Genomic DNA, 23,596 nt, shown 5'->3' with positions numbered 1-23,596 from the left:
TGTAATAATTTTATACTCAAAAACGTTCAAAACTAATTCTTTTTGATGGTAAAAAACAAAGTGTTAAGTGAATCTGCCTATATTTCAGAACTGGCAATACATGGTATCCAGGAAAAAAAAGGCAATGATATTATTAGGTTAGACCTTCGTAATATTTTCAGTTCAGTAGCAGATTATTTTGTAATCTGTCATGCTGATTCGTCGACACAGGTAAAAGCTATTGCAAATAGCATTGAGGATGAAATTTTCAAAGCCACCCAAGCCGAACCCTGGCGCAAAGAGGGAATTGAGCATGGCGAGTGGATACTGCTTGATTATGTGGATGTTGTGATCCATGTGTTCAGGACCGATAAACGTGAGTTTTATGGAGTGGAAGATTTGTGGGGCGATGCAGATATTAAATATTATAAAAGTGCATAAACATCCGTCACAAAAAGGCTCAACGCATAGTCTTACTGTTACCGCGTAAAATTTAAATTATAGATTGTAAGTTTGAGCTCGTTAAAAGAAATGAAAGATATTAAAGATTCTAAATCAGAAAATCCAAGACCTATCCGAAAAATTGTGAACAAGAAGCCCTCTCCAAAACCGCCAAAGTTCAATATCATGTGGTTATATGGTATTGTTATCCTGGCTTTTTTATTGATCCCGGCCTTGTTAAACGGCGGATCGGGCAAACCGGTTACTTTCCAGGAGTTTGAAGCTAACATGCTTCGTACCAATGATGTTCAGAAAATTGTAGCTTATAAAAGTGGTGATTTGGTAATGGCCGATGTTTATATCAAACAACAAAGCTTATCAAAGCCGTATTTTGCCAATAACGTATCTAAAGACAAAAACTTTTTCAATACAAGCACCAGCAGCGGTCCGCAGTTTACTTTTACAGATGCCTCTTACGAGAGTCTGAAAAAATCAATTGCTGATGCTCAGAAAGATGTACCAGATGATCAGAAAGTATCGTTGCAATTTGAGCAGGGCCACGAAAGCCTGTTATCAAACTGGTTGGTACAAGGTGTTATTATGGTGATCTTATTTGCCGGTGTATGGATCTTTATCATGCGCAGAATGAGCGGTGGTTCGGGCGGTGGTCCGGGTGGCCAGATCTTCAACATTGGTAAATCAAAAGCTACCCTGTTTGATAAAGAAGCCCAGGTAACCGTTACGTTTAATGACGTTGCCGGTTTGGAAGAAGCCAAGCAGGAGGTAATGGAGATTGTGGATTTCCTTAAAAATCCTAAAAAATACACCAACCTGGGTGGTAAAATTCCGAAAGGCGCACTGCTTGTAGGTTCTCCTGGTACAGGTAAAACCTTGCTTGCTAAAGCTGTTGCCGGCGAAGCGCAGGTGCCATTCTTCTCACTTTCAGGATCTGACTTTGTGGAGATGTTTGTTGGTGTGGGTGCGTCACGTGTACGTGATCTGTTCCGCCAGGCAAAAGATAAAGCGCCTTGTATCATCTTCATCGATGAGATTGACGCTATTGGTCGTGCCCGTGGTAAAAACAATATAGTTGGTGGTAACGATGAGCGCGAAAACACCCTGAACCAGTTATTGGTTGAGATGGATGGTTTCGGTACCGATTCTGGTATCATCATCCTGGCTGCTACCAACCGTCCGGATGTATTGGACTCAGCGTTACTGCGTCCGGGACGTTTCGACAGGCAGGTATCTATCGATAAACCGGATTTGATCGGTCGTGAGCAGATCTTTAAAGTTCACCTGAAACCTATCAAATTATCTGACGGTGTTGACGCCAAAAAATTATCGGCTCAAACCCCGGGTTTTGCAGGTGCCGAAATTGCTAACGTTTGTAATGAGGCCGCGCTGATTGCTGCCCGTAAAAATAAAGAGTCGGTTGATATGACCGATTTCCAGGATGCTATTGACCGTGTTATCGGCGGTTTAGAAAAGAAAAACAAAATCATCTCTCCTGAAGAGAAACGCATTGTTGCTTACCACGAAGCTGGTCATGCTATTGCAGGCTGGTTCCTGGAACATGCCGATCCATTGGTTAAGGTATCTATCGTACCTCGTGGTGTTGCCGCTTTGGGTTATGCCCAATATCTGCCAAAAGAGCAGTTTTTATACACTACCGAGCAGTTGCTTGATGAAATGAGTGTATCAATGGGTGGCCGTGTTGCTGAGGATATCGTTTTCGGTAAAATTTCAACCGGTGCCCTGAGCGATTTAGAGCGTATCACCAAACTTGCTTATGCCATGACCAAAATTTATGGTATGAACGATAGTGTTGGTAACGTATCATTCTACGATCCACAGGGCGAGTACCAGTTTAACAAACCTTACTCTGATACTACTGCCGAAATGATTGACGCTGAAGTGCGTAAACTGGTTGATGTGGTTTATCAAAAAACTAAAGACCTGTTGAATGCTAAACGCGATGGCCTTGAAAAGATAGCTCAAAAGCTGTTGGAAAAAGAAGTATTATTCCAAAGTGATCTGGAAGAGATATTAGGTAAACGTCCGTTTGACGAGCGTACTACCTATGATAAGTTTGTAAACGGCGAGGCCGCGTTAAACCCGGATGTGGATAACAACGCTATTCCTGATACACTGACTAATCCTGAACTGTCAAGAGTAGACAGCGAAGATCCAAAACTTTAATTTTAAATAATAATACAAAGCCACCGGCCAAGCTGGTGGCTTTGCTTTTTTGTAGCCATGAGGGATATCACCACATCAAAAGAAAAACTGCTTAAAAAAATCAGGAAAGCGCTTTTGGAAAAAAGGGATAACCCGTACCCTCAACTGGAAGATCTTCCCCTTTACCCTCCTTCCGAAGAAATGCCCGAGGTAATCTTTGCCGAGCAGTTCACCAATGTGGCAGGTCAGTTTGTTTTTTGCGAAGATGAGCTGCAGTTTATTGAAAACCTGCTCACCCTTGCCGAAGAACGCAAATGGCATAAAATTTACTGCTGGGAACCCAAATTGCAGGAGATCCTGAACCAGTTTGAATACCCTCACTACGAAACCGATAAAGACTTTGAACAGGCCGAAGTGGGATTTACCCTTTGCGAAGCGTTAATTGCCCGTAATGGCAGTATCCTGCTTTCGAACGGAAACATGGCCGGCCGCAGGTTGAGTATCTATCCATCGGTACATATTGTATTGGCCTATACCTCGCAAATGGTTATGGACCTGAAAGATGGTTTTAAACTCATCAAAGCTAAATATGAAAACCAGCTGCCATCCATGATCAGTACGGTAACCGGTCCGAGCCGCACCGCTGATATCGAAAAAACACTGGTTTTAGGAGCCCATGGCCCTAAGGAACTGTTTGTTTTTATGCTGGAAGGTTGACCGCTGATTTTTTAGATTGCGCTGATTTCGTTGATGTTTTCTGATCTGGATTTAGGCTTAGCTTTATTGTTTTTACTTTTCGCCTTCATCTTTTCGCCTTTATCCTTTCACCTTCTCCCTTCTATCCTTTAATTACCGTGTTTTAACGGGGTATAAAACCGTTAAATAACGGATAGGTTGTTTTGTAATAATTATATAGATTGGGGGCAAAATTAAACCCCGAAATTTATGGACCCTATTGACTTAAAAACAGCCAGGGAAATGGTAGCCCGGTATAAGGAAACCCGAAAAGCAGTTATTGATAAACATCACGAAGTTAACGATACCGAATCGACATGGATCTCGATCGATAAGCTGAAGGAGTTTGTTAATAATTTGCCACCTGAAGCCACTGGTGTAAGGTTGCATTTCGGAGTTCATGATGCCGATCATAGCAATGCGCCGCATCAAACGTCGGTAGCTATTGTTGGTACTGTTGCAGGCGAGGGTAAAGATGAACATATTGATGCCATACAGAGTGATCAGGTTGCAAACCTGTCGGTAAACGGGCTTGCAGCTTTAAGCAGCGGAAGAGAATGCCCGCCTATGTGCCAGGGATAGAATAAATCAACCAGTTTCATGAATGCTAAAGTATATATGTTATTTTAGCATTCATGCTGGAGAATTTTTACTATGTAATGGATGTGGTGGCTTTTGTATGCTGCCTTTTTACATATAAAGGACTTGATAAGAACTTTAAGCGATTATTGCCCTTATTGAGTTTTTTGCTTGTTTACGATTTTGTGAACATTTTTGGCTGGCTAAATATCTATCATTCAAACGCGTGGTGTAATAATATTGAAGACATTCTGCTATTTGCCTTTTTTACATGGTTTATACAGGGATTTGATGAGCGCATTGAAAGACGAAAGAAGGTTTATATAGGTGCTGGGGTAGTCATCTTGCTATCAATACTTGATATTTTATTTGTACAAGGGGGGATTTGGAAAAGGGCTACTGCAGCTACCCTTATACAGGATCTTTTTTTGATATGGATGATCTGTGATTATTACTATCGCCTCTTGAACAATGATAGCGACGAGTATATTGAGCTGATAACCCACCCTCCTTTCCTGGCATTAACTGGCATATTTTTTTATTACTTATCCACAACGTTTTTTTACTCATGTTTTAGTTATATGGCGTATCGGAATAATTATCATTTTTATTTGATAACGGCAACGCTGCTCAACCTAACAACTTTTGCATTGAATTTTTTATTTTCAATAGCCTTTATATGCTCTTTCAAGAAGAACAGGTTATCCTCGTTATAATAGCGGGTTCCGCTTTTATGCTGTTGCTTGGCGTATTCATTATTGGGTTTATGCTTATGTATCAAAAAAAGCAGAACAAGAACCTGCTGGAGCGCGAAAATCTGAAAGCTTCGTTTAAGCAGGAGATGCTAAAAACCCAGATAGAGATCCAGGAGCAAACCCTCAATGATATCAGCCGTGAGATCCATGATAATATCACCCAGGTTTTATCATTTGTAAAACTAAACCTCGGTTTGCTTAACAATAGTCTGGACGAAGAAAAGAAAGGCCGTGTAAACGAAAACCGGGAATTGATTTCGCAAACTATTAATGATTTAAGGAACCTTTCGAAAAGCATGAGCTTTGAGCATATCAGCTCGCTGGGGCTCATAAAAGTACTTGAAGCCGAAACGGAGCGCTTAACCCGCAGTGGTATTATCAATGCTGTTTTTACTGTAGAAGGGGATGTATACAGTATGGGTGAACAGCGGGAGCTCGTGATATTTCGCATATTTCAGGAAGCGGTAAATAACACCTTGAAATACGCTAAGGCGGCTAACCTTAAAATCAGTTTGTATTATACTGCACAAATGTTTAATTTGCTCGTCGAAGATGATGGTGCTGGTTTCAATGCCGAAAAGGTTGAAAATAAGGGCGGTTCGGGGTTACGGAACATTGAAAACAGGGCAGCTTTAGTAGGCGCGGATGTAATTATTACCAGTTCGCCTGGTAAGGGTTGTCAGATAAAATTGTCGTTCAATCCCCTGGTACAACAAATTTATGCTAAAGGAACCCATTCAAATAGCCTTAGTTGATGACCACAAACTCTTCAGGAGTGGTATGGCTGCTCTTGTAACCAATTTCAAAAGATATAACATACTATTTGAGGCTGCAAACGGACAGGAGCTGGTAAACACTATCAAGAGCGGCACTGTTCCGGATATCGTATTGCTGGATATTAGCATGCCCGTTATGGATGGCGTAGAAGCGGCCCAGGTACTCAGGTCAAAATACCCAGGTGTGCGGATTATCATTTTATCTATGTTTGAGGATGCCGAAAAGGTGTTGCTCATGGTTAAAATGGGCGTAAAAGGCTATCTGCTTAAAGATTCGGAACCTTATGAGGTGGAAGATGCACTACTGAAAGTTTCGCAGGGTGAGCTCTACTACCCGGAATTTGTAACCCGTCACCTGATTACCAATTTCAACAGCAAATTAGAGAATATCAAACTCAACCCGCGCGAAATTGAGTTTCTTCGTTTTACGGGAACCGAGCTTACTTATAAAGAAATAGCCGAGGCTATGAATATCAGCGTGCGTACCGTTGATAGCTACCGCGATCAGCTTTTTGAAAAACTCCAGATCAAGAGCCGCGTAGGGCTGGTTTTATACAGCATAAAAAATAAATTGATTGAATTGTAATTTGCTAATTAATTTAGCAAATTTGTTCAATGTCACATGAGGAAAATCCGGAATTTTTTAAAGGACGCGGGGCACAGGTAAACACGCACAATAAGTTTCTGAAAAACAAGTATGTACTTGATCATATCGAGGGTATTGACGAGCCATTGCTCGAAAACACCAACACCCAACTTTTTGAAGAAACACCGAAAAAAATTGTAAGCGAATCCAACAGTCCCGATTTAAGCCATATGTATTCCATCAATCCTTACCAAGGTTGCGAGCATGGTTGCATATATTGTTATGCCCGTAACAGCCATGAATATTATGGTTTTAGCGCCGGGCTTGATTTTGAACGGAAGATCATTATTAAACCAAATGCCCCGGAGCTTCTGGAGCAATATTTCAACAAAAAAAATTACCAGCCGGTTTGCATCATGCTTTCGGGCAATACAGATTGCTATCAGCCTGTTGAACGCAAGCTGGGGATAACACAAAGGTTATTGGAAGTTTTTTGGAAATACAAAAACCCGGTAAGTATCATCACCAAAAACAACGTGATCCTGCGGGATATCGACTTGCTTGCCGATATGGCCAAGCTGAACCTGGTGCATGTAAATGTATCCATTACGTCGCTTAATGAGCAATTACGTCAAAAATTGGAGCCTCGCACAGTAACCGCGACAGGCCGTTTGGCAGTGGTACAAAAACTATCAGAAAGGGGCATTCCAGTACGGGTAATGGCAGCGCCTATCATCCCGGGCTTAAATAGTAACGAAGTACCCAATATCATCAAAGCGGCGGCCGACAGGGGAGCTTTAGCCGCTGGTTTTACGATGGTACGCCTGAATGGTAGCATAGCCGAAATTTTCAGCGACTGGATCTACAAAGCTTTTCCGGACAGGGCCGAAAAGGTGTTGAACATGATCCGGTCAACACACGATGGGCAGCTAAATGACAGCGATTACGGCCGTAGGATGAGCGGCGAGGGCAAAGTGGCCGAATCCATTCACCAAATGTTTAAAATGGCCTGTAAGCGCTTCATGGGCGACAGGCAAATGCCAGAATACGACTATAGTTTATTTGTGCCGAGGAAAGGAAAACAGACGAGTATGTTTTGAGGGGGTAAGTTACTTTAGCTTGTGATTTGTATATTGCTTTATGAGATACCTACTGCTTATCATATTCGCAATTTGTACTAAAACCTCCGCCTGCGCTCAGAGTTACGCACTTACAACCGATGATAAAGTAAAAGCAAAGCTTGACACCTTTAAGAATGAAAACGTTAGCAGGTATATTGTTTATAATGTGAGCTGTAGCGGAGTTCATCCAAGGCTTGTTGTTGATGGGCAATGCACTGTGTACGATATCAAATATGTTGTATGGTTGGAGAATGGAAAATCATACCTGCAACGATTTGATGAGTGTAATGAATATAAGGCTAAGTTAATAGATCAGGAATTCTTCAACACGGTTTCTAAAGGGATAGCTGAAATTAAAATAGCCAGGATTTTATCGCCACAAATTAAAGTAATGAATAATGGAAAGCTTGTATTGATGAATGTAATTCGTGATCATACCTGTGTTTCTATTTTTAAAATATACTGGGGTAGTGAATTTATAGAAAAACATGTCGATCAATTTAATCTATCTTTTAAGTATTCGGATGAAAAGCAGTTGAATATGCATTATCGACACAATCAAAATAGTATTCTGAATAAATTATATAAACAAATACACAGCGCGATTATCGGGGCCGGTTACGTTTCAAAATAGCTTTCTCAACCCCAACACCCATCCCTACCCCAATCACATAACACAACAAATCGCTCCACAAAAAGCCTTCGCCCAAAACCAACCTGCCAAACAAGGTGTGTCGCAGGTCATTTATCCAGGGCGCTTTATAAAGCTGGCTAAACTCTATCGCGAAGCAAAAGATTAAGGCGGCAATTACATTAAACCTAACGGGTTTGTTGATAAACAGGAACCGCATGATAAAATAAATCATGGTAGCCCATAAAATATCGCCTATAAATAATGGGATGAATTTAAAGTGCCGGGATAGTAGGCCCAGTATAATGGTTAATATTATTAATATGAAAAAGGTTATACGGTTTTTAAGCATGCAATAAATATCGGCTAAATAAGCGCAACAAAAAAGGCACCCATCGGGTGCCTTTGATATATTTAACTTTATAAGTGGTTGCTTATGCTTCTTCTACCTCTAAAGCCATTTGCTCATCAACAAGGATACGTCCGCAATGCTCGCAAACGATGATCTTTTTACGCTGACGGATATCTGACTGGCGCTGAGGCGGGATCTGGTTAAAGCAACCAGAGCATGAATCACGTTGAATAGTTACAACTGCAAGGCCGTTTTTAGCATTTTGACGTAAACGGGTGTAAGCAGTTAACAAGCGCTCTTCAATGTTATCCATTGCTTTTGCAGCTTGTGAGTTCAATTCGGTTTCTTCTTTTTCAGTTTCGGCGGTAATGGTGCCTAATTCTTCTTTCTTTGCGTCAAGGTCGCTCTGACGAGCTTCTAAGTCAGCAAGTGCTTTTTCGTAAACCTGGGTTTTGTTAGTGATTTCGAAGCCGTATTCACGGATCTTCTTCTCACTAACCTGTATATCTAAGCCCTGGATCTCAATTTCTTTTGAGATAGCGTCATATTCGCGGTTGTTTTTAACCTCGTTAAGCTGGCCTTCGTATTTTTTGATGTTTGCCTGAGCTTCTTTGATCAGGTTTTTACGGGTAACTATGTCATCTTCCACATCGTCAAGTTCACCTTTGATTTTTTGGATGCGGGTTTCAAGGCCAGCAACGTCGTCCTCAAGGTCTGCAACTTCCATTGGCAATTCGCCTCTTACCTGGCGGATCCTGTCAATCTTGGTGTGGATAGTTTGTAGCTCGTATAAAGCTTTAAGCTTTTGTTCTACGGTTTGTTCCATTAAATAAAATATTTGACGGGGTTTGTATTTACTTCTGTTAAACGGACGGCAAAGATAGGGAATTTTTTCCTAATTATTTCATACAATAATTGTTGCGTAAATTGTTCACTCTCAAAGTGTCCGATATCCGCGATAACTATCTTTCCTTCGGCATCAAAAAACTCATGATACTTGTAATCGGCTGTGATAAAAATATCGGCTCCGGCGGCTATGGCATGCTTCAGCAAAAAGCCTCCCGAGCCTCCGCAAACAGCTACTTTTTTAACGTGTTTGCCCAATAATTTAGTATGCCGTATCACATGGGTACGCATCTTATCCTTTACATGAAACAGGAAGCTTTCCTCATTGATTGGTATTTCCAGTTCACCAATCATTCCGGAGCCAACCTGCTGATGCTGATTGGTTAAATTGTAAAGATCATAAGCCACCTCCTCATAAGGATGGGCCAGGATCAGCGCCATCAGGATCTTACTTTCCAAATTGGCCGGATAAACAGTTTCTATCCTAACCTCATTTTCACTATGACGTTTGCCAACTTCGCCAACGTAGGGATTAGCGGCATCATTGCCTTTAAATGTTCCGGTACCCTCGGCATTAAAGCTGGTTTCGCTGTAATTGCCGATGTTACCTGCTCCAGCGCTAAACAAGGCGTCGCGTACGGCATCAGCATGGCTTAGGGGCACATAGGTAACAAGCTTTTTGATCAGGTTATGTTTAGGAAGCAGGATCCGGGTATTTTTCAGCCCTAAAGTTTCGCAGATGCGGGCGTTAACCCCGGTCATAATGCTATCTAAATTGGTATGAATGGCGTATATGGCAATGCCTTTGCGAATGGCTTTTTCAACCACGCGCTCCACATAGGTTTTGCCGTTGAATTTTTTAAGCCCTTTAAAAACTATTGGATGATGCGATATGATCACCTGGCAACCTGTTGCGATAGCTTCGTCAACCACGGCTTCGGTACAGTCAAGCGAAACCAAGGCCTGGCTCACTTCCTGGTCCGGATTGCCAACTATTAAACCGGAATTATCATAATCTTCCTGGTAGTTAAGCGGCGCTAAGCTTTCAAGGTAAGCGGTTAAGGCGGATAATTTCATTAAGCAAGTTTAGAGATAAATAATGGCTTGTTTAACTACTCATTTTAGCCATCTGGTAGCTTTCGTAAGCCATGTTTTTATTATACTCCAAAGTTATCGACTTATTGTTGATCAAATCGACAATAGTACCTATAACGCAAAGCCCTCCTGTTAAAAAGTAAAGGATACCCATGCCAATTTGGCCCAATACAAAGCGCTGTATACCTGCGAAGCCAACAAAACCCAGCAAGGTAAATAACAATATATCCTGCGAATTTTTACGCTTGTTGCTGTACACCATGTAGAAGTATTTTTTCTGGCTTTCGGTCAAGTCAGGAGTAGCATGTTGTAAAAAGCCCATTTCTTCGGGTGAAAAGCCGGCGAAAGTGCTGTGTGGGTCCTGGTACATGTTCATTTTAGGTAAGGCTTGTTTGATAGTTATTTCAAATTTAAATAATTCTGCCGTTAAACCTAATAGTTAATCATTCTGAAAAATTTAGCTATTACGGATAGGGGTAAACCTATATCCGGTTGTAATACCTGTATGAAAGTTTTAGTAACCGGGGCAACAGGTTTTATTGGCAGGCAGCTTAGCCTGATTTTGGCTATGCAGGGCTACGAGGTTAAAGCTCTATGCCGCAATACCGATCATCCGTATTTAATAAAGCATAAAAACATTGAGCCGGTTACGGGCAATATCTTATATCGGCAAAGTTTGGGCAGGGCTATGCAGGACTGCCAGCAGGTGTACCATACCGCGGCTATGGCCAAAATGTGGTGCCGCAACCCCGATGACTATCATGAAACCAATGTTGTAGGCACCCGTAATGTGCTTGAAGTTGCTGCCAATGCAGGTGTGCAAAAAATGGTTTATACATCTACCTGTGGTGTATGGGGCCCAACGGTTAAGCATCCCATGAGCGAAAATGATCCGCGGATTGCGGGTTTTCCTATTGCTTACGAGCGTACCAAATACCTGGCCGAGCTTGAGGTACAAAATTTTATAAAACACGGGATACAAATAGTTACGGTAAATCCGTCACGGGTTTATGGCGAGGGGCCGGTTACCGAAAGCAATACGGTTGGCAAAATGGTTTCGGCCTATATGCGCGGCAAATGGCGCTTTATTCCCGGTAACGGTGAGCAGGTGGCCAATTATGCGTTTTTAAGTGATGTTGTTGAGGGCCATATTGCAGCTATGGATAAAGGCCAAAGCGGAGAACGCTATATTTTGGGTGGAGAGGATATCAGTTTTAACGAATTTTTTAATACGGTTTGTGAGGTATCCGGCAAACAGCACCGGCTGATCCACCTGCCGCTAAAGGCGATTGAATTTTATAGTCATGTCGAAAAGCTTAAAACACAGCTTACTGGTTTACGCCCCTTCTTTTTGCCCGAGTTTGCCGAACGTTTAAAGTACGATCAGAAATATAGCAGCAATAAGGCCATAACACATCTGGGCTACCGGATAACTCCTTTTGCTGAGGGGATGCATAAAACAATTAATTACCTTAAACAAGCCTGAACCGTGATCACTCAAACAGCCATCATAACCGGCGCCAGCGAAGGACTGGGCAAGTCGTTTGCCATTGAACTGGCATCGCGCCATATTAACCTGGTATTGGTTTCATTGCCTGCATCCGGCTTGCCTGAATTGGCTTCCTTTATCCGCAAAAACTTTGAGGTTAAGGTGAATTATCTTGAAATTGATTTAACACTTGCAGAAAGTTACCCGGCAATTTTTAATTACCTTAGTGCTGAGCAAATTACAACCCACCTGCTTATTAACAATGCCGGTTTGGGCAACTGGTCGTGGTTTGAGGATCTGAATATTGGTTTCTACAAAAAACAAATTGAACTGAACGTGATTACTCCTGTACTGCTTACACGCTTATTTCTGGCCCAGGCCGATACTGCTTGTACTTCATACATATTAAATGTGGGCAGTTTGGGCGGTTTGTTTGTGGTACCTAAAAAGCAGGTGTATGGCGCTACCAAATCATTTATCAGGTATTTTACCAAATGTTTACAGCTGGAACTGCATGGCTCAAATGTGAAGATCAGCTTGCTTAGCCCTGGAGGTATTAATACCAAGCCCGAATTGCTGGTGATGAATAATAAGCTTAAAGGCATATCAAAGGCAACCATTATGGAGCCGGGACACGTAGCACGTATAGCGATAGATGGCCTGTTGAAAGGGAAAAAAGAAATTATCCCGGGTATGATAAACCGGGTACTTGTTTTATTAAACAGTTTGCTGCCCGCTGCTGTTAAGGAAATCATTATAAGGCAGCGGCTGGCCACCATTATTAAAAGCTGACGGCATGATCATTTCATTACTTACGTATAGGCATATTAAAAACCTCTGCAGCTTTTTTAAGCATACGCGCAATAGCTTTAAGCTTATTAATAACGAGCGTATTGTTATTATTTCGGGCAGCATGCGCGGGTTGGTATTGTATTTTGACCGCGATGCCTGCGAGGTGAAAAATGGCGAAACCGATTTTATCAGTATTGATATTACCCGCGATTTTTCGGTTGATATGCTGATGCGGATCCTGGTTAATCATAATATCATAACTCCCGCCTTTGAGGGCTGATGCCCTTGCCATCCCCGGCAGATTAGTTTGCATAATTGTTCCTTAGCGAGAGCAACCGTTTAAAGTCGTACACTGGTTGTAACGTTTCCGAACAATATGATCTTGTCTTTATGTGCAATTGATTCATTGTTAGTTGATTGTGTTGTGGCATGAAATTTAAAGTCATATTATCATAACTTAACCTGATATCACAAACATACCATCCTGATTATTTTTATATGGGCTGATATCCCGATTGGGATATTGCAAAATACATCCGGAATATAATAGCCGTAAAGCCGTTATGATCTGTATATTGAGGAGTAAAATCATCGGGAAATGATGTGGCTTTTTTTAGTAAACCTTTAAACCTACATACCATGATCAGAACTTACTTTAAACTCGCCTACCGTAATTTAATTAAGGACAAAGCTTACTCCATTATCAACATATCCGGTTTAGCCATCGGTCTTGCGGCAAGTATCCTGATATTGCTTTGGGTACAAAACGAAACAAGTTATGATAAGTTTCATGAAAACGCAGGGCAATTATATCGTATAAATTGGGATGTTGATGGCTTAACCATGGCCGGTACTCCCACTGCAATGGCCGCTTCAGTAAAAGCACAATTACCGGCTGTTAGAAACGCGGTACGTATAAGCCCTAAGAGTTACCTGTTTGAAGCCAACGATAAAAGGTTCATAGAAGACCGGGTACTTTATGCCGATCCTGATTTTCTGGATGTATTTTCATTTCCGCTTGTAAAAGGTGATAAGGCTGAAGCTTTTAAACAGATAGATGGCGTTTTAATAACCGAGGCAACGGCTGCCAAATATTTTGGCAATCAAAACCCGGTGGGGAAATTTCTGAAAAAAGACAATAGCGAAAATGTAGTAGTGACCGGGGTTTTAGCTAACATTCCCGCCAATTCACACATGCAATTTGATTTTGTAATGCCAACGGCAGCGTTATACCGGGCTAATCCTAAAGTAGAAAAATTTCAATGGGAAGCGCCTTATTTTCATACCTATGTTCAGTTGGACAAAAGCTTTGATCCAAGCCCCGCTAATTTGAAAAAACTGGAAAGCCAGATTTTTCAAATCTACCATAAACACGAACCGCAAATGAAAAGCGCGTTTCATCTTCAGCCAATTACCCAAATTCACATGGCCCCGGCTATCGAAATGGATTTGCCCGGCCATGGCAATGCGTTGTACTTAAAAATGTTTTTTGTTGTGGCTATTTTGATACTTGCCGTTGCCTGTATCAATTTCATGAACCTGGCTACCGCGCGCTCGGCCCGTCGGGCGAAAGAGATCGGCCTGCGAAAAGTAGCCGGAGCGCAAAGATTTCAGCTGATATTCCAGTTTTTAAGTGAAGCGGTGTTCATTGCTTTTTTATCACTCTTACTTGCACTATGGATAGTGATTTTAGTTCTGCCGATGTTTAATCAGTTAGTTGGCAAGCAGCTTACTGTTAATTTTGCGGATGCTAAGCTTTGGCTTAGTTTGCTGTGTATTGCTTTGATAACCGGGGTGATATCCGGCAGCTACCCGGCCCTGTTTCTGTCCGGCTTTAACCCTGTCAAAGTGCTTAAGGGGAATGTGAAATCAATGGGTGGTAATTTAATTTTCCGTCATGCTTTGGTAGTAACCCAGTTTGTGGTCTCGGTGGTACTGTTGATAGGTACAGTGGTCATTTACCAGCAGCTTAAGTTTGTAAGGGAAAGAAACCCTGGTTTCAATAAATCCAGCCTTTTATACATGGATATAAATGGTGATATGGAAGAAAAGGGGACCTTATTGAGAAATGAGTTGAAACAGAATCCGCTTACCAGTGATTTTACTATTACCAGTGAGCTCCCCATTGATGTTGGGATTGGTGCAAACGCCTCATGGCCGGGTAAGGATCCCAAAACGCTTGGTAACCCTACACCGGGAATGTACGTGAGTGAGAGTTTTGCCCGCTTATTCGGATTGAAATTACTGGCAGGCCGTTTCTTTTCTGAATCGATTAAAACCGATTCGAATAATTGCGTTATTAATCAGAAACTATTGGGTTTGATGGGCTTTACTGATCCTGCGGCAGCCATTGGAAAACCGATGTCCTTGCATGATAAACCAAGTGTTATTATTGGCGTTGTTAAAGATTTTAATTTTAAACCGGCCCAGTCGGCTATCGAGCCCTTGATCATTGCCTTAACCGACGGCGGCGGTACTGTGGTTATACGAACCAAACCCGGGGCAACCTTTGCAACTATTAAAGTGCTGGAAAAAATGAGCAGAGGAATTAGCCCGGCTTATCCTTTCAGTTTTAATTTTGTTGATCAGCAAATGGCCAGCCTTTATCACGGTGAGCAACAGATGGGCAATATTTTTAAGTTGTTTGCCGCGATAGGGATTTTTATATCATGCCTCGGTTTGTACGGTTTATCAGCATTTATTGCCGAGCAGCGTACTAAAGAAATTGGCGTGCGCAAGGTATTAGGAGCATCGGTATTTAACCTGGTTTACCTGTTATCATCCGGAATCACCAGGTTGATCCTGATAGCTATCTGCATAGCGCTACCGGTTGCGTGGTATGCGGCGAATACCTGGCTGGCCGGATTTGCTTATCACATTAATATTAGCTGGCTGATATTTCTTGTGGCGTCGGGTTCTGCTTTGGGTATAGCCTGGCTTACGGTTAGTTATGAATCTATCAAAGCCGCCAGTGTGAACCCCATTAAGAGCTTAAGGACTGAGTGATGTTTGCGTTACATAAATGAACACTCAATTGTCCGTATCCGAACGATAATGTTTTGTTGCTTTTGTTTAAGTTGTTGATATATAGTTATTTGTGATATTGGCATTGTTTTGCATACCACATAATAAGATAAAATGGATTTTTATGCTGAAGAACTATATCAAAACCGCCTGGCGTAACCTTGTTCGCAATAAATTTTATTCGGTGATCAATATTGCAGGTTTAACTGTGGGGCTTGCCATTGGCATCCTCATCCTGCTTTGGGTGCAGGACGAATTTAGTTTTGACAGTTTTCACAAAAATGCATCAAACATTTACCGGGTTGAACTTTTTGGCGGCACCGGCGCCAGCAGACAGATTTGGCAGGTAACTGTAGCACCCATGGGGCCGCTGGCCAAACAGGAGCTGCCCGCCGTGCAAAATCAGGTTCGCTTAGTCGATAATTGGCTTTACTCATTGTATAAATACCAGGATAAGGTTTTTGGTGAACAGTCGGTAGGCTTTGCCGACCCATCGTTGTTTACTGTTTTTGATTTTCCGTTGATAAGGTAATAAGGCAAAGCCTTTTGCCAATGATAATTCGGTAGTAATTACCAGGAGTACAGCAAAAAAATATTTCGGAAACGATAATCCCCTGGGAAAAGTTATTGTGGCCGATAACAAAGAAAACTTTACGGTATCGGGTGTTATTAATGATTTTCCGCTTAACTCAAGCATTCATTATGACATGATTATGCCCATGAGCTATCATTTTAAATACTTGAGGACTGATTTAAAAAATGATTTGAACCATGATTTTAGCAATTACTCGTACGAAACTTATTTGCAGCTAAAACCCGGTACCTCGTTAAAACAACTATCGGCCGATTTAAATAAGATCCATTTAAAAAGGAAACCTGAAGATACCGATGCTGATTACCTCCTGCTGCCTGTTACCAAAATGCACCTTTATAATGCCGATGGTACCGATAGGGGCATCAGCACTGTACGCATCTTTATTATTATTGCCTTAGTGATATTGGTTATCGCTTGTATCAATTACGTTAACCTGTCAACCGCCCGTGCTATGCTGAGGGCAAAGGAAATCAGCATGCGCAAGATCATCGGCGCGGCCAAAACACAATTGTTTATGCAGTTTGTAGTGGAAACTGCTTTGCTGTTCATGTTTTCGGCGGTTTTAGCCGTGCTGGTAATTTACAACGTGATGCCTGTTTTTAATGAAGTTGCAGGTAAGCAATTGGCGTTTAATCTTTCCGATTATCAAATTTGGTTTATTATCGCCGGAACAATAACTGCTACCTTGCTATTATCCAGCATTTATCCGGCTTTACTGCTTTCATCTTTTGAACCATTAAAAGCACTTAAGGGTAAAATATCAAGCGGTATTGGCGACGTGCTTTTCCGTAAAATACTGGTAGTAGTGCAATTTACTTTTTCGGTGGTGCTCATTGTTGGTACTTTGGTTATTACGCAGCAACTCAAATACATCCAGTCAAAAAATTTGGGGTATGATAAAAGCCGCGTTTTTGGTGTTTGGCTGCGCGATGCCTCAAAGCATTATGACGCTGTAAGGGCCGAGCTTTTGAAGGAACCCGGCATAGAGGCCGTAACCCATGCAACCAGCAGCATCATTAGTAGCGGCATGATATCGGGCGATAATTCATGGGATGGCAAAGCGCCGGGACAAACCTTTATCCTGCATCCAATGGGGATTGATAAAGATTTTATTCAGTTTTTTAAGCTCAAAATGCAGCAAGGCGGCGGCTTTAGCGGCGCCGTAGCTGATTCTACTCATTTTATACTTAACGAAGCCGCCATAAAAGAAATAGGGATGAAAAACCCTATTGGTAAGCATTTCCGTTTCCGAAAAACAAATGGCACCATTATTGGCGTAGTTAAAGATTTTCATTTTGCCAGCCTGCGCGAAAAAATTGCGCCCGCTATTTTCTTTTATCGCCCTTCCGTTTACCAAGCGATGTATATCAAAACCACCACTAATAATGCTACCAAAGCTATAGCGGCGGCGGGTGTGCAGTTTAAGCAATACAACGGCGAGTTCCCTTTTTCTTATAACTTTCTTGATGAAGAATTCAATAACCTTTACCAGGGAGAGCAACGCGAAGGCACTTTGTTTAACTATTTTGCCGGGATAGCGATTTTTATCTCTTGCCTTGGCCTGCTTGGTTTAGCAGCATTTACCGCCCAGGTGCGCACCCGCGAAATAGGTGTGCGAAAAGTTTTAGGCGCAACGGTAGGCAGCGTGGTTACCCTGTTGGCTAAAGATTTTATTAAGCTTGTGCTGATAGCCATTGTTATTGCCTTCCCGATAGCGTGGTTGGCCATGAATCACTGGCTTGACGCTTTCGCGTATCGCATAGGTATAAATTGGACAACCTTTGCATTAGCAGCCGTGATAGCCATTTTAATAGCCTTTATTACTATCAGCGTCCAATCCATTAAAGCTGCGCTTGCTAACCCGGTTGACAGTTTAAGGCGGGAATAGTTTTTGGGTAGAAAATCAAACTCGCGTCATTGCTGAGCGCAGCGCGGCAATCTCGTAACTATACAGAGCGGCTATGCTTCCGTGCAGTTGCCACGCTTCGCTCACAATGACACGGCCTCACCTGTAAACAAAAAGGGCCTAAACATTTAGGCCCTTTTGCTATAAATAACAGATATTACTCTTTACTTTCCAATGCTGCGGCAGCCGGTTCATCAACAAACCATTCTACCTCACCAGATATCGAATCAATAAGCTGAGCAGGATACAGTTCAATATCCTCATCATCTTCCAGTATGTGTTTCACAGCTTCGGCCTTACCTGCTCCGTAAACTAAAAACGCTATTTGGGCTGCGTCATTAATAAGCGGTGCGTTAAGGGTAATGCGCCATACCTGCTGATCTTCCAGCCATACTTCTTTCACACCGGGCACACGATCATGCAATACAGGTGTATACGGGAATAGTGATGCGGTGTGCGAATTATCGCCCAGGCCTAATAATACCAGGTCAAAACTTGCTTCATCATCGTCAAAAAACGCAGAGATCACTTCCCAGTATTTAGCGGCTGCCTCGGCAGGTCCAAATGATGTTTCAACCGGGAAAATTTGTGCCGGGCTTATCATCAATGGCTCAAACAAGGCCTTTTTAGCCATCAGGTAATTGCTGTCTTTATGATCATGGGGCACGTTGCGCTCATCTCCAAAAAAGAAGAAAACCTTTTCCCAGTTTACCTGGTCGGCATAGGTTGTTGAAGCCAGCAGTTCATATAGCTTTTTAGGAGAGCTGCCGCCCGAAAGCGCCACACTGAACTTGCCGTTTTTGTTGATAGCTTCCGTAGCCAGTGTAACAAAATGATCGGCCAGCCCGGTTAATACTTCATCTTCCGTGTTATAGATATTCAGTGTCATTAGCTTTTTATTTTTTACCGTTTACAGGTAAGGTAAACCAATTATAGCCATCGCGGGCAATTAAAGCTTCAGCGGCTTCAGGGCCCCATGAATCGGCCGAATAATTAGGGAAATTAAGGCTCTTTTTGCTTTGCCATGTATTCAGGATAGGCATTACCAGTTCCCATGCAGCTTCCACCTGGTCGCCACGCATAAACAAAGTCTGATCGCCCATCATGGTATCCAGTATCAGCGTTTCATAAGCTTCAGGAGCCTGGTTGGTATAAGTACCTTTATAGTCAAACACCATATCAACGGCGTTTAATACCATATCAATACCAGGGCGTTTAGCCTGAACCTGCAAACGGATGCTCATCTCTGGCTGTATGCTGATGATGAGCCTATTTTGCTGCCAGCTTTCTGTCGCCTCGGCAGGGAAAATCTGGTGCGGAACATCCTTAAACTGGATGGTGATAACCGATGATGACTGGTGCAGCCTTTTACCTGTACGCAGGTAGAAAGGAACACCTTGCCAGCGCCAGTTATCGATGAAAAACTTAATAGCCGCAAAAGTCTCGGTATTTGACTCTTTGTCAACTTTTGGTTCTTCACGGTAGCCGGGCACTTCACGGCCTTTCATCCATCCGCTGCCATACTGGCCCCTAACGGTCGAATTACGAACGTCTTCAGCAGTAAATTTGCGCATGGCTTTCAACACGTCAACTTTACGGTCGCGTACTTCATCGGCGCTAAAGCTTACCGGTGGCTCCATTGCGATGTGACAAAGTAACTGCAACAAGTGGTTTTGGATCATATCCCTCATAGCACCTGAGCCATCGTAGTAATCGCCGCGTTCTTCAACGCCCAATTGCTCAGTAACCGAAATCTGTACGTGCTCGATATAATTACGGTTCCAAAGCGGCTCCATAATGGAGTTGGCAAAACGGAAGGCCATAATATTCTGAACGGTTTCTTTGCCCAGGTAATGGTCAATACGATAGATCTGGCACTCGTCAAAAATGCTCTTTAACAAAGCGTTCAAGTCTTTCGCTGTTTCCAGGTCATGACCAAATGGTTTCTCAATGATGATCCTTACGCGTTTTTTATCTTCAGCCAGTTTAGCTTTTGATATGTTCGACGCGATGATCGGGAAGAAATTAGGTGCTACTGCAAGGTAGAATAACACGTTTGCCTTGGTTTTCCACTCGGCATTGTGTTTTTCAATACGTTTGCCAAACTCTTTATAAGTTTCAAAATCGTTAGCATCAGATACCTGGTAGTAAACGTTTTTTACAAATTCGGCCCATTGCTTATCGTCGGTTTTACCGCTGCGCGAAAACTGGTTGATATCCCTGTGCAGGTTCTCCCTGAATTGCTCGTCGGTAAGTTTGGTACGACCGGTACCTATAATAGAAAATTGCTTTGGCATCCAACCGTCCAAAAACAGGTTGTATAGGGCCGGTGCTATTTTACGCGCATTTAAATCGCCTGTACCACCAAAAATGATAAATATGGTAGGTTCTGATTTAGCTGTTGTGCTCATTGTTGTGTTTTAATTAAAACCGTTAATTAATCGTTTGCCGGAGCCCATTGTGTATGGAAAACGCCTTCTTTACCGATAAGCTCATAAGTGTGCGCGCCAAAGTAGTCGCGTTGAGCCTGGGTAAGGTTTGAAGGCATTCTTTCGCTGCGGAAAGCATCAAAGTAACTTAATGCCGAAGCATAACCCGGAGTAGCAACACCGGCAGCGATTGTAGCCGATAATACTTTCCTGATGCCCGGTAAAGTTTCTTTAACAAGGCTTGCTACATCGCTGTCAAGCAACAGGTGCGGCAATGCTTTATCTTTATTATATGCGTTGTAAATATCATTCAGGAATTCTGAACGGATGATACAGCCGCCTCTCCAGATCTTAGCGATTTCGCCAAGGTGAAGGTCGTAGTTAAATTCTTCTGAAGCTTTAGTAAGCAGGTGCATACCTTGTGCATAAGTAAGGATGCTGGTAAAGTAGAAAGCCTGCTCTAAAGCAACCAATAACTCTTCTTTACTGCCGTTAAGCTCTATTGGATCGTTGTAAACGGTTGAAGCTTGTTCACGTAACGATTTATATTTAGAAAGGTCGCGCATTGATACTGAAGTATCGATGGTTGGGATAGGGGTTACCAAGTCCATAGCCACCTGCGATGTCCATTTACCGGTACCTTTAGCCTTAGCTTCGTCTTTAATATCATCTAACAATAAATGATCGGTACCCGGAGCTTTGTATTTGAAAATATCTTTTGTGATATCTAACAGGAATGATTGCAAACGACCTTCGTTCCATTTAGCAAACAGATCGCCAATTTCTTCGTTGCTTGCTTTCAATCCTTTTTTCAGGATCTCGTAAGTTTCGGCAATTACCTGCATGATACCGTACTCGATACCGTTGTGCACCATTTTAACAAAGTGACCTGACGCGCCAGGGCCAATGTAGGTAACGCAAGGCTCGCCATTAACTTTAGCGGCAATGGCTTCAAAAATAGGTTTCATTACAGCATAAGCATCCTTATCGCCACCCGGCATCATGCTCGGGCCGCGGCGGGCACCCTCTTCACCACCAGATACACCCATACCAAAGAAATGAAGGCCTTTAGCTTCCAATTCTTCAACACGGCGGTTGGTATCGGTAAAGTGCGAGTTACCGCCATCAATCAGGATATCACCTTTTTCTAACAACGGGGTTAATTCCTCAATTACGGCGTCAACAATTTTACCGGCAGGTACCAGCATCATGATAGCCCTTGGCGTGGTTAAGCTTTGTATAAACTCTTTAACATCGGAAAACCCTTTGGCTTCCCTGTCACCAGCTTCCTGGTTTAATGAATCTACTTTACCGGTATCTTTATCGTGTCCGGCAACCGCGAAGCCATGATCGGCCATGTTCAGCAGCAGGCTGCGACCCATAACACCCAGGCCTATCATACCAAAGGCGTATTTGTTTTCTGTTGCGCTCATTTTGTTTTGAGGTTTTCTTTTTTAAGTGTTTCTAAAATTTTCTTGGTGCCTTCGAGGCTGGTGTGCTGGAACGAACGGATACCCAGTTTTTGCGCGGTATCAACAAACATTTTCCTGTCGTCAAAATACACGCATTGTTGCGGCGATGCCTGGGCAATACCCATGGCCAGTTGCCAGATACCAGGATCAGGTTTACGCATTTTAACTTCGCATGATGATACAAAAGCATCAAAACACTCATGCAGTTTAAATTTGCGTACACGGTAATCGTTCAGTTCTTTACCCTCGTTGTTCACCGATATAATACGGAAGCCGCAATCCTTTTTCCAGTCTTTAAGGAATTGCAGCATCGGCAATTCAACAGACGTAGAGTAGATAAAATCCTTAAAATCTTCGCGTACAAAATCCCTTGGGTGATTAAATATCACCGTATCCAAGTATTCATCAAGCGTGATGCTGCCAATTTCGTATACGTTGAAAATAAAATTGTGCAGGGCGTTAACCTCAGCGTAGTCGAGTTTAAAACGTTTGGCCGCTTCTTCACGGGCCTCATGTCCCCATCCGTTTGACAGCAGAATGCCGCCCACGTCAAAAAAAAGGATCTTCAGATCAGCAACTTCCATAGATGTAGTTTTTATTGAAGTCGGGAGTCTTTAGTCTTAAGTTCGAAGTCAAAAAATTATTCCGACTTCGAACTCAAAACTTTCGACTTAAGACTCAGAGCTTAATTATTTGTTTTTTTGTGCTTCGATAGCATTCAACAGCTTTTCAAATGGCTTGTTGAATTTCTCGATGCCTTCGTCTTCCAGTTGCTGGGTTACAGCAGCCAGATCGATACCTAAAGAAGGTAGTTTTGCCAGGATCTCAGTAGCTTTATCTAAACCTGCTTCTAAAGTGTTTGCTGCAATACCGTGATCACGAAAAGCGTCAACAGTTTCCAAAGGAACGGTATCAACAGTATCCGGGCCAATTAATGCCTCAACATATTTGGTATCTTTAAATGCAGGGTTTTTGCTGCCGGTACTTGCCCAAAGCAAGCGCTGTGGCTGTGCACCTTGCTCAGCAAGTTTTTTCCACCTTTCGCTGCTGAATACGCGTTTGTAAATTTCATAGGCTTTTTTAGCCGACGCGATAGCAACTTCACCATATAATTCTTTTTCGCCTTTAGCTTCGATGATTGGGTCAACAACCACGTCGATACGGCTCAGGAAGAAACTTGCTACTGATGCAATGTGTGCGATTTTGTGACCGGCAGCTAAATGCTCTTCCAAACCAGCGATATATGCTTCAGTTACTTCTTCGTAACGCTCTAAACCAAAAAGCAGGGTAACGTTAATGTTGATACCTTTTGCAATTGATTGCTGAATAGCGGCCAAACCTGGTTTAGTGCCAGGGATTTTGATCATTACGTTTTCACGGTCAACTTTTTTCCAAAGTTCTTCGGCTTGTTTAGCAGTACCTTCGGTATCTAAAGCTAAAAACGGAGAAACTTCAAGGCTTACATAACCGTCAACTTTGTTTGACTCTTCGTAAACACCTTTAAACAGGTCGGCAGCAGCCTGGATATCTTTAACAGCAATTTCAAAAAATAATTTTTCGTTGTCAGTTTCAGATTTAAGAGCAGCGATATCAGCATCGTAATCAGAACTGCTGCTGATAGCTTTTTCAAAAATTGCCGGGTTTGAAGTAACGCCGCGTACGCCGTCAACGTCAATTAATTCTTTAAGTTTTCCTGAAGAGATGATCTCACGGTCAATAAAATCAAGCCAGATACTCTGACCAAAACCATGTATCTGCGCTACATTATTAGTTGCCATAATAGGGTTCGTTTTTGTTTGTTAATTATTTTGT

At 42.4% G+C, this 23,596-nt stretch carries 24 protein-coding genes and 1 pseudogene; 16 read left to right on the top strand and 9 right to left on the bottom strand.

The features are described 5' to 3' along the window. Positions 1-45 precede the first annotated feature (45 nt). The 9 genes from rsfS to EAH55_RS03830 all read left to right on the top strand — a co-directional run bounded on the left by rsfS (position 46) and on the right by EAH55_RS03830 (position 7,787). Positions 46-420, top strand: a complete 375-nt coding sequence (gene rsfS, locus EAH55_RS03870) for a ribosome silencing factor (RefSeq protein ID WP_091167167.1) — start codon at positions 46-48, stop codon at positions 418-420. A gap of 90 nt (positions 421-510) precedes the next feature. Continuing rightward, positions 511-2,622 (top strand): ATP-dependent zinc metalloprotease FtsH, encoded by a 2,112-nt coding sequence (ftsH, locus tag EAH55_RS03865; protein WP_114940920.1) that lies wholly within the window; start codon positions 511-513, stop codon positions 2,620-2,622. Positions 2,623-2,679: 57 nt separating this feature from the next. After that, the gene (locus EAH55_RS03860; RefSeq protein WP_121808537.1) at positions 2,680-3,318 is read left to right on the top strand and encodes a LutC/YkgG family protein; all 639 of its coding nucleotides are present in this window, start codon (positions 2,680-2,682) and stop codon (positions 3,316-3,318) included. Positions 3,319-3,546: 228 nt separating this feature from the next. After that, a complete protein-coding gene (locus tag EAH55_RS03855) occupies positions 3,547-3,918 on the top strand; it encodes a hypothetical protein (protein WP_114940922.1) in 372 nt (123 codons plus the stop codon). A gap of 53 nt (positions 3,919-3,971) precedes the next feature. Continuing rightward, the gene (locus tag EAH55_RS03850; protein ID WP_121808536.1) at positions 3,972-4,631 is read left to right on the top strand and encodes a hypothetical protein; all 660 of its coding nucleotides are present in this window, start codon (positions 3,972-3,974) and stop codon (positions 4,629-4,631) included. Next, complete coding sequence (locus EAH55_RS03845) at positions 4,595-5,425, top strand: sensor histidine kinase (protein WP_121808535.1); 831 nt, start codon at positions 4,595-4,597, stop codon at positions 5,423-5,425. Before EAH55_RS03850 ends, EAH55_RS03845 begins: the two co-directional genes overlap by 37 nt. After that, positions 5,391-6,032: a response regulator transcription factor gene (locus EAH55_RS03840; protein WP_114940925.1), complete on the top strand. Its 642-nt coding sequence runs from the start codon at positions 5,391-5,393 to the stop codon at positions 6,030-6,032. Before EAH55_RS03845 ends, EAH55_RS03840 begins: the two co-directional genes overlap by 35 nt. Positions 6,033-6,061: 29 nt before the next feature. Next, positions 6,062-7,132, top strand: a complete 1,071-nt coding sequence (locus EAH55_RS03835) for a PA0069 family radical SAM protein (protein ID WP_112571381.1) — start codon at positions 6,062-6,064, stop codon at positions 7,130-7,132. Between the two features lie 40 nt (positions 7,133-7,172). Continuing rightward, on the top strand, positions 7,173-7,787 hold the full coding sequence (locus EAH55_RS03830) for a hypothetical protein (RefSeq protein ID WP_121808534.1): 615 nt from the start codon (positions 7,173-7,175) through the stop codon (positions 7,785-7,787). Here the strand turns inward: EAH55_RS03830 and EAH55_RS03825 are convergent. The 4 genes from EAH55_RS03825 to EAH55_RS03810 form a co-directional block, all read right to left on the bottom strand. After that, positions 7,759-8,136, bottom strand: coding sequence for a ribosomal maturation YjgA family protein (locus EAH55_RS03825; protein WP_121808533.1), 378 nt, complete (start codon positions 8,134-8,136; stop codon positions 7,759-7,761). The two genes, EAH55_RS03830 and EAH55_RS03825, sit on opposite strands and share 29 nt — an antisense overlap. Positions 8,137-8,218: 82 nt before the next feature. After that, positions 8,219-8,962 (bottom strand): zinc ribbon domain-containing protein, encoded by a 744-nt coding sequence (locus EAH55_RS03820; RefSeq protein ID WP_114940928.1) that lies wholly within the window; start codon positions 8,960-8,962, stop codon positions 8,219-8,221. After that, positions 8,962-10,059, bottom strand: a complete 1,098-nt coding sequence (locus EAH55_RS03815) for a Nif3-like dinuclear metal center hexameric protein (RefSeq protein WP_121808532.1) — start codon at positions 10,057-10,059, stop codon at positions 8,962-8,964. Before EAH55_RS03815 ends, EAH55_RS03820 begins: the two co-directional genes overlap by 1 nt. A 31-nt stretch (positions 10,060-10,090) precedes the next feature. Further along, positions 10,091-10,453 carry a TM2 domain-containing protein gene (locus EAH55_RS03810; RefSeq protein WP_112571564.1) on the bottom strand — a complete coding sequence of 121 codons (363 nt, stop codon included), beginning with the start codon at positions 10,451-10,453 and terminating at the stop codon, positions 10,091-10,093. Between the two features lie 129 nt (positions 10,454-10,582). Here EAH55_RS03810 and EAH55_RS03805 point away from each other — a divergent pair, with 129 nt between their 5' ends. The 7 genes and pseudogenes from EAH55_RS03805 (at position 10,583) to EAH55_RS03785 (ending at position 17,865) form a co-directional block, all read left to right on the top strand. Then, complete coding sequence (locus EAH55_RS03805) at positions 10,583-11,563, top strand: NAD-dependent epimerase/dehydratase family protein (protein ID WP_121808531.1); 981 nt, start codon at positions 10,583-10,585, stop codon at positions 11,561-11,563. 3 nt (positions 11,564-11,566) lie between these two features. Then, on the top strand, positions 11,567-12,358 hold the full coding sequence (locus EAH55_RS03800) for an SDR family NAD(P)-dependent oxidoreductase (RefSeq protein ID WP_121808530.1): 792 nt from the start codon (positions 11,567-11,569) through the stop codon (positions 12,356-12,358). A gap of 4 nt (positions 12,359-12,362) precedes the next feature. Continuing rightward, the gene (locus EAH55_RS03795) at positions 12,363-12,638 is read left to right on the top strand and encodes a hypothetical protein (RefSeq protein WP_121808529.1); all 276 of its coding nucleotides are present in this window, start codon (positions 12,363-12,365) and stop codon (positions 12,636-12,638) included. Between the two features lie 359 nt (positions 12,639-12,997). After that, on the top strand, positions 12,998-15,364 hold the full coding sequence (locus EAH55_RS03790; RefSeq protein WP_121808528.1) for an ABC transporter permease: 2,367 nt from the start codon (positions 12,998-13,000) through the stop codon (positions 15,362-15,364). A 142-nt stretch (positions 15,365-15,506) separates the two neighbouring features. Beyond that, positions 15,507-15,914, top strand: a complete 408-nt coding sequence (locus EAH55_RS31125) for an ABC transporter permease (protein WP_208644783.1) — start codon at positions 15,507-15,509, stop codon at positions 15,912-15,914. A gap of 31 nt (positions 15,915-15,945) precedes the next feature. Next, a pseudogene (locus EAH55_RS31390) lies at positions 15,946-16,227 on the top strand (ABC transporter permease); the annotation flags it as partial. A 75-nt stretch (positions 16,228-16,302) separates the two neighbouring features. Further along, a complete protein-coding gene (locus tag EAH55_RS03785) occupies positions 16,303-17,865 on the top strand; it encodes an FtsX-like permease family protein (RefSeq protein WP_317127562.1) in 1,563 nt (520 codons plus the stop codon). Between the two features lie 175 nt (positions 17,866-18,040). Here the strand turns inward: EAH55_RS03785 and pgl are convergent, their stop codons facing one another. The 5 genes from pgl to tal form a co-directional block, all read right to left on the bottom strand. Further along, a complete protein-coding gene (pgl, locus tag EAH55_RS03780; RefSeq protein WP_112571444.1) occupies positions 18,041-18,772 on the bottom strand; it encodes a 6-phosphogluconolactonase in 732 nt (243 codons plus the stop codon). A gap of 7 nt (positions 18,773-18,779) precedes the next feature. Beyond that, the gene (zwf, locus tag EAH55_RS03775) at positions 18,780-20,294 is read right to left on the bottom strand and encodes a glucose-6-phosphate dehydrogenase (RefSeq protein WP_121808527.1); all 1,515 of its coding nucleotides are present in this window, start codon (positions 20,292-20,294) and stop codon (positions 18,780-18,782) included. A 26-nt stretch (positions 20,295-20,320) separates the two neighbouring features. Continuing rightward, positions 20,321-21,745: an NADP-dependent phosphogluconate dehydrogenase gene (gndA, locus tag EAH55_RS03770; RefSeq protein ID WP_121808526.1), complete on the bottom strand. Its 1,425-nt coding sequence runs from the start codon at positions 21,743-21,745 to the stop codon at positions 20,321-20,323. After that, positions 21,742-22,368 (bottom strand): HAD family hydrolase, encoded by a 627-nt coding sequence (locus tag EAH55_RS03765; RefSeq protein WP_121808525.1) that lies wholly within the window; start codon positions 22,366-22,368, stop codon positions 21,742-21,744. The genes gndA and EAH55_RS03765 overlap by 4 nt, the downstream gene beginning before the upstream one ends. A 105-nt stretch (positions 22,369-22,473) precedes the next feature. After that, on the bottom strand, positions 22,474-23,562 hold the full coding sequence (tal, locus tag EAH55_RS03760) for a transaldolase (RefSeq protein ID WP_121808524.1): 1,089 nt from the start codon (positions 23,560-23,562) through the stop codon (positions 22,474-22,476). Between the last annotated feature and the right edge of the window lie 34 nt (positions 23,563-23,596).

It is taken from the genome of Mucilaginibacter kameinonensis, assembly GCF_003675385.1.
GTDB lineage: Bacteria > Bacteroidota > Bacteroidia > Sphingobacteriales > Sphingobacteriaceae > Mucilaginibacter > Mucilaginibacter kameinonensis.
This window is presented reverse-complemented; position numbering and strand designations above follow the sequence as displayed.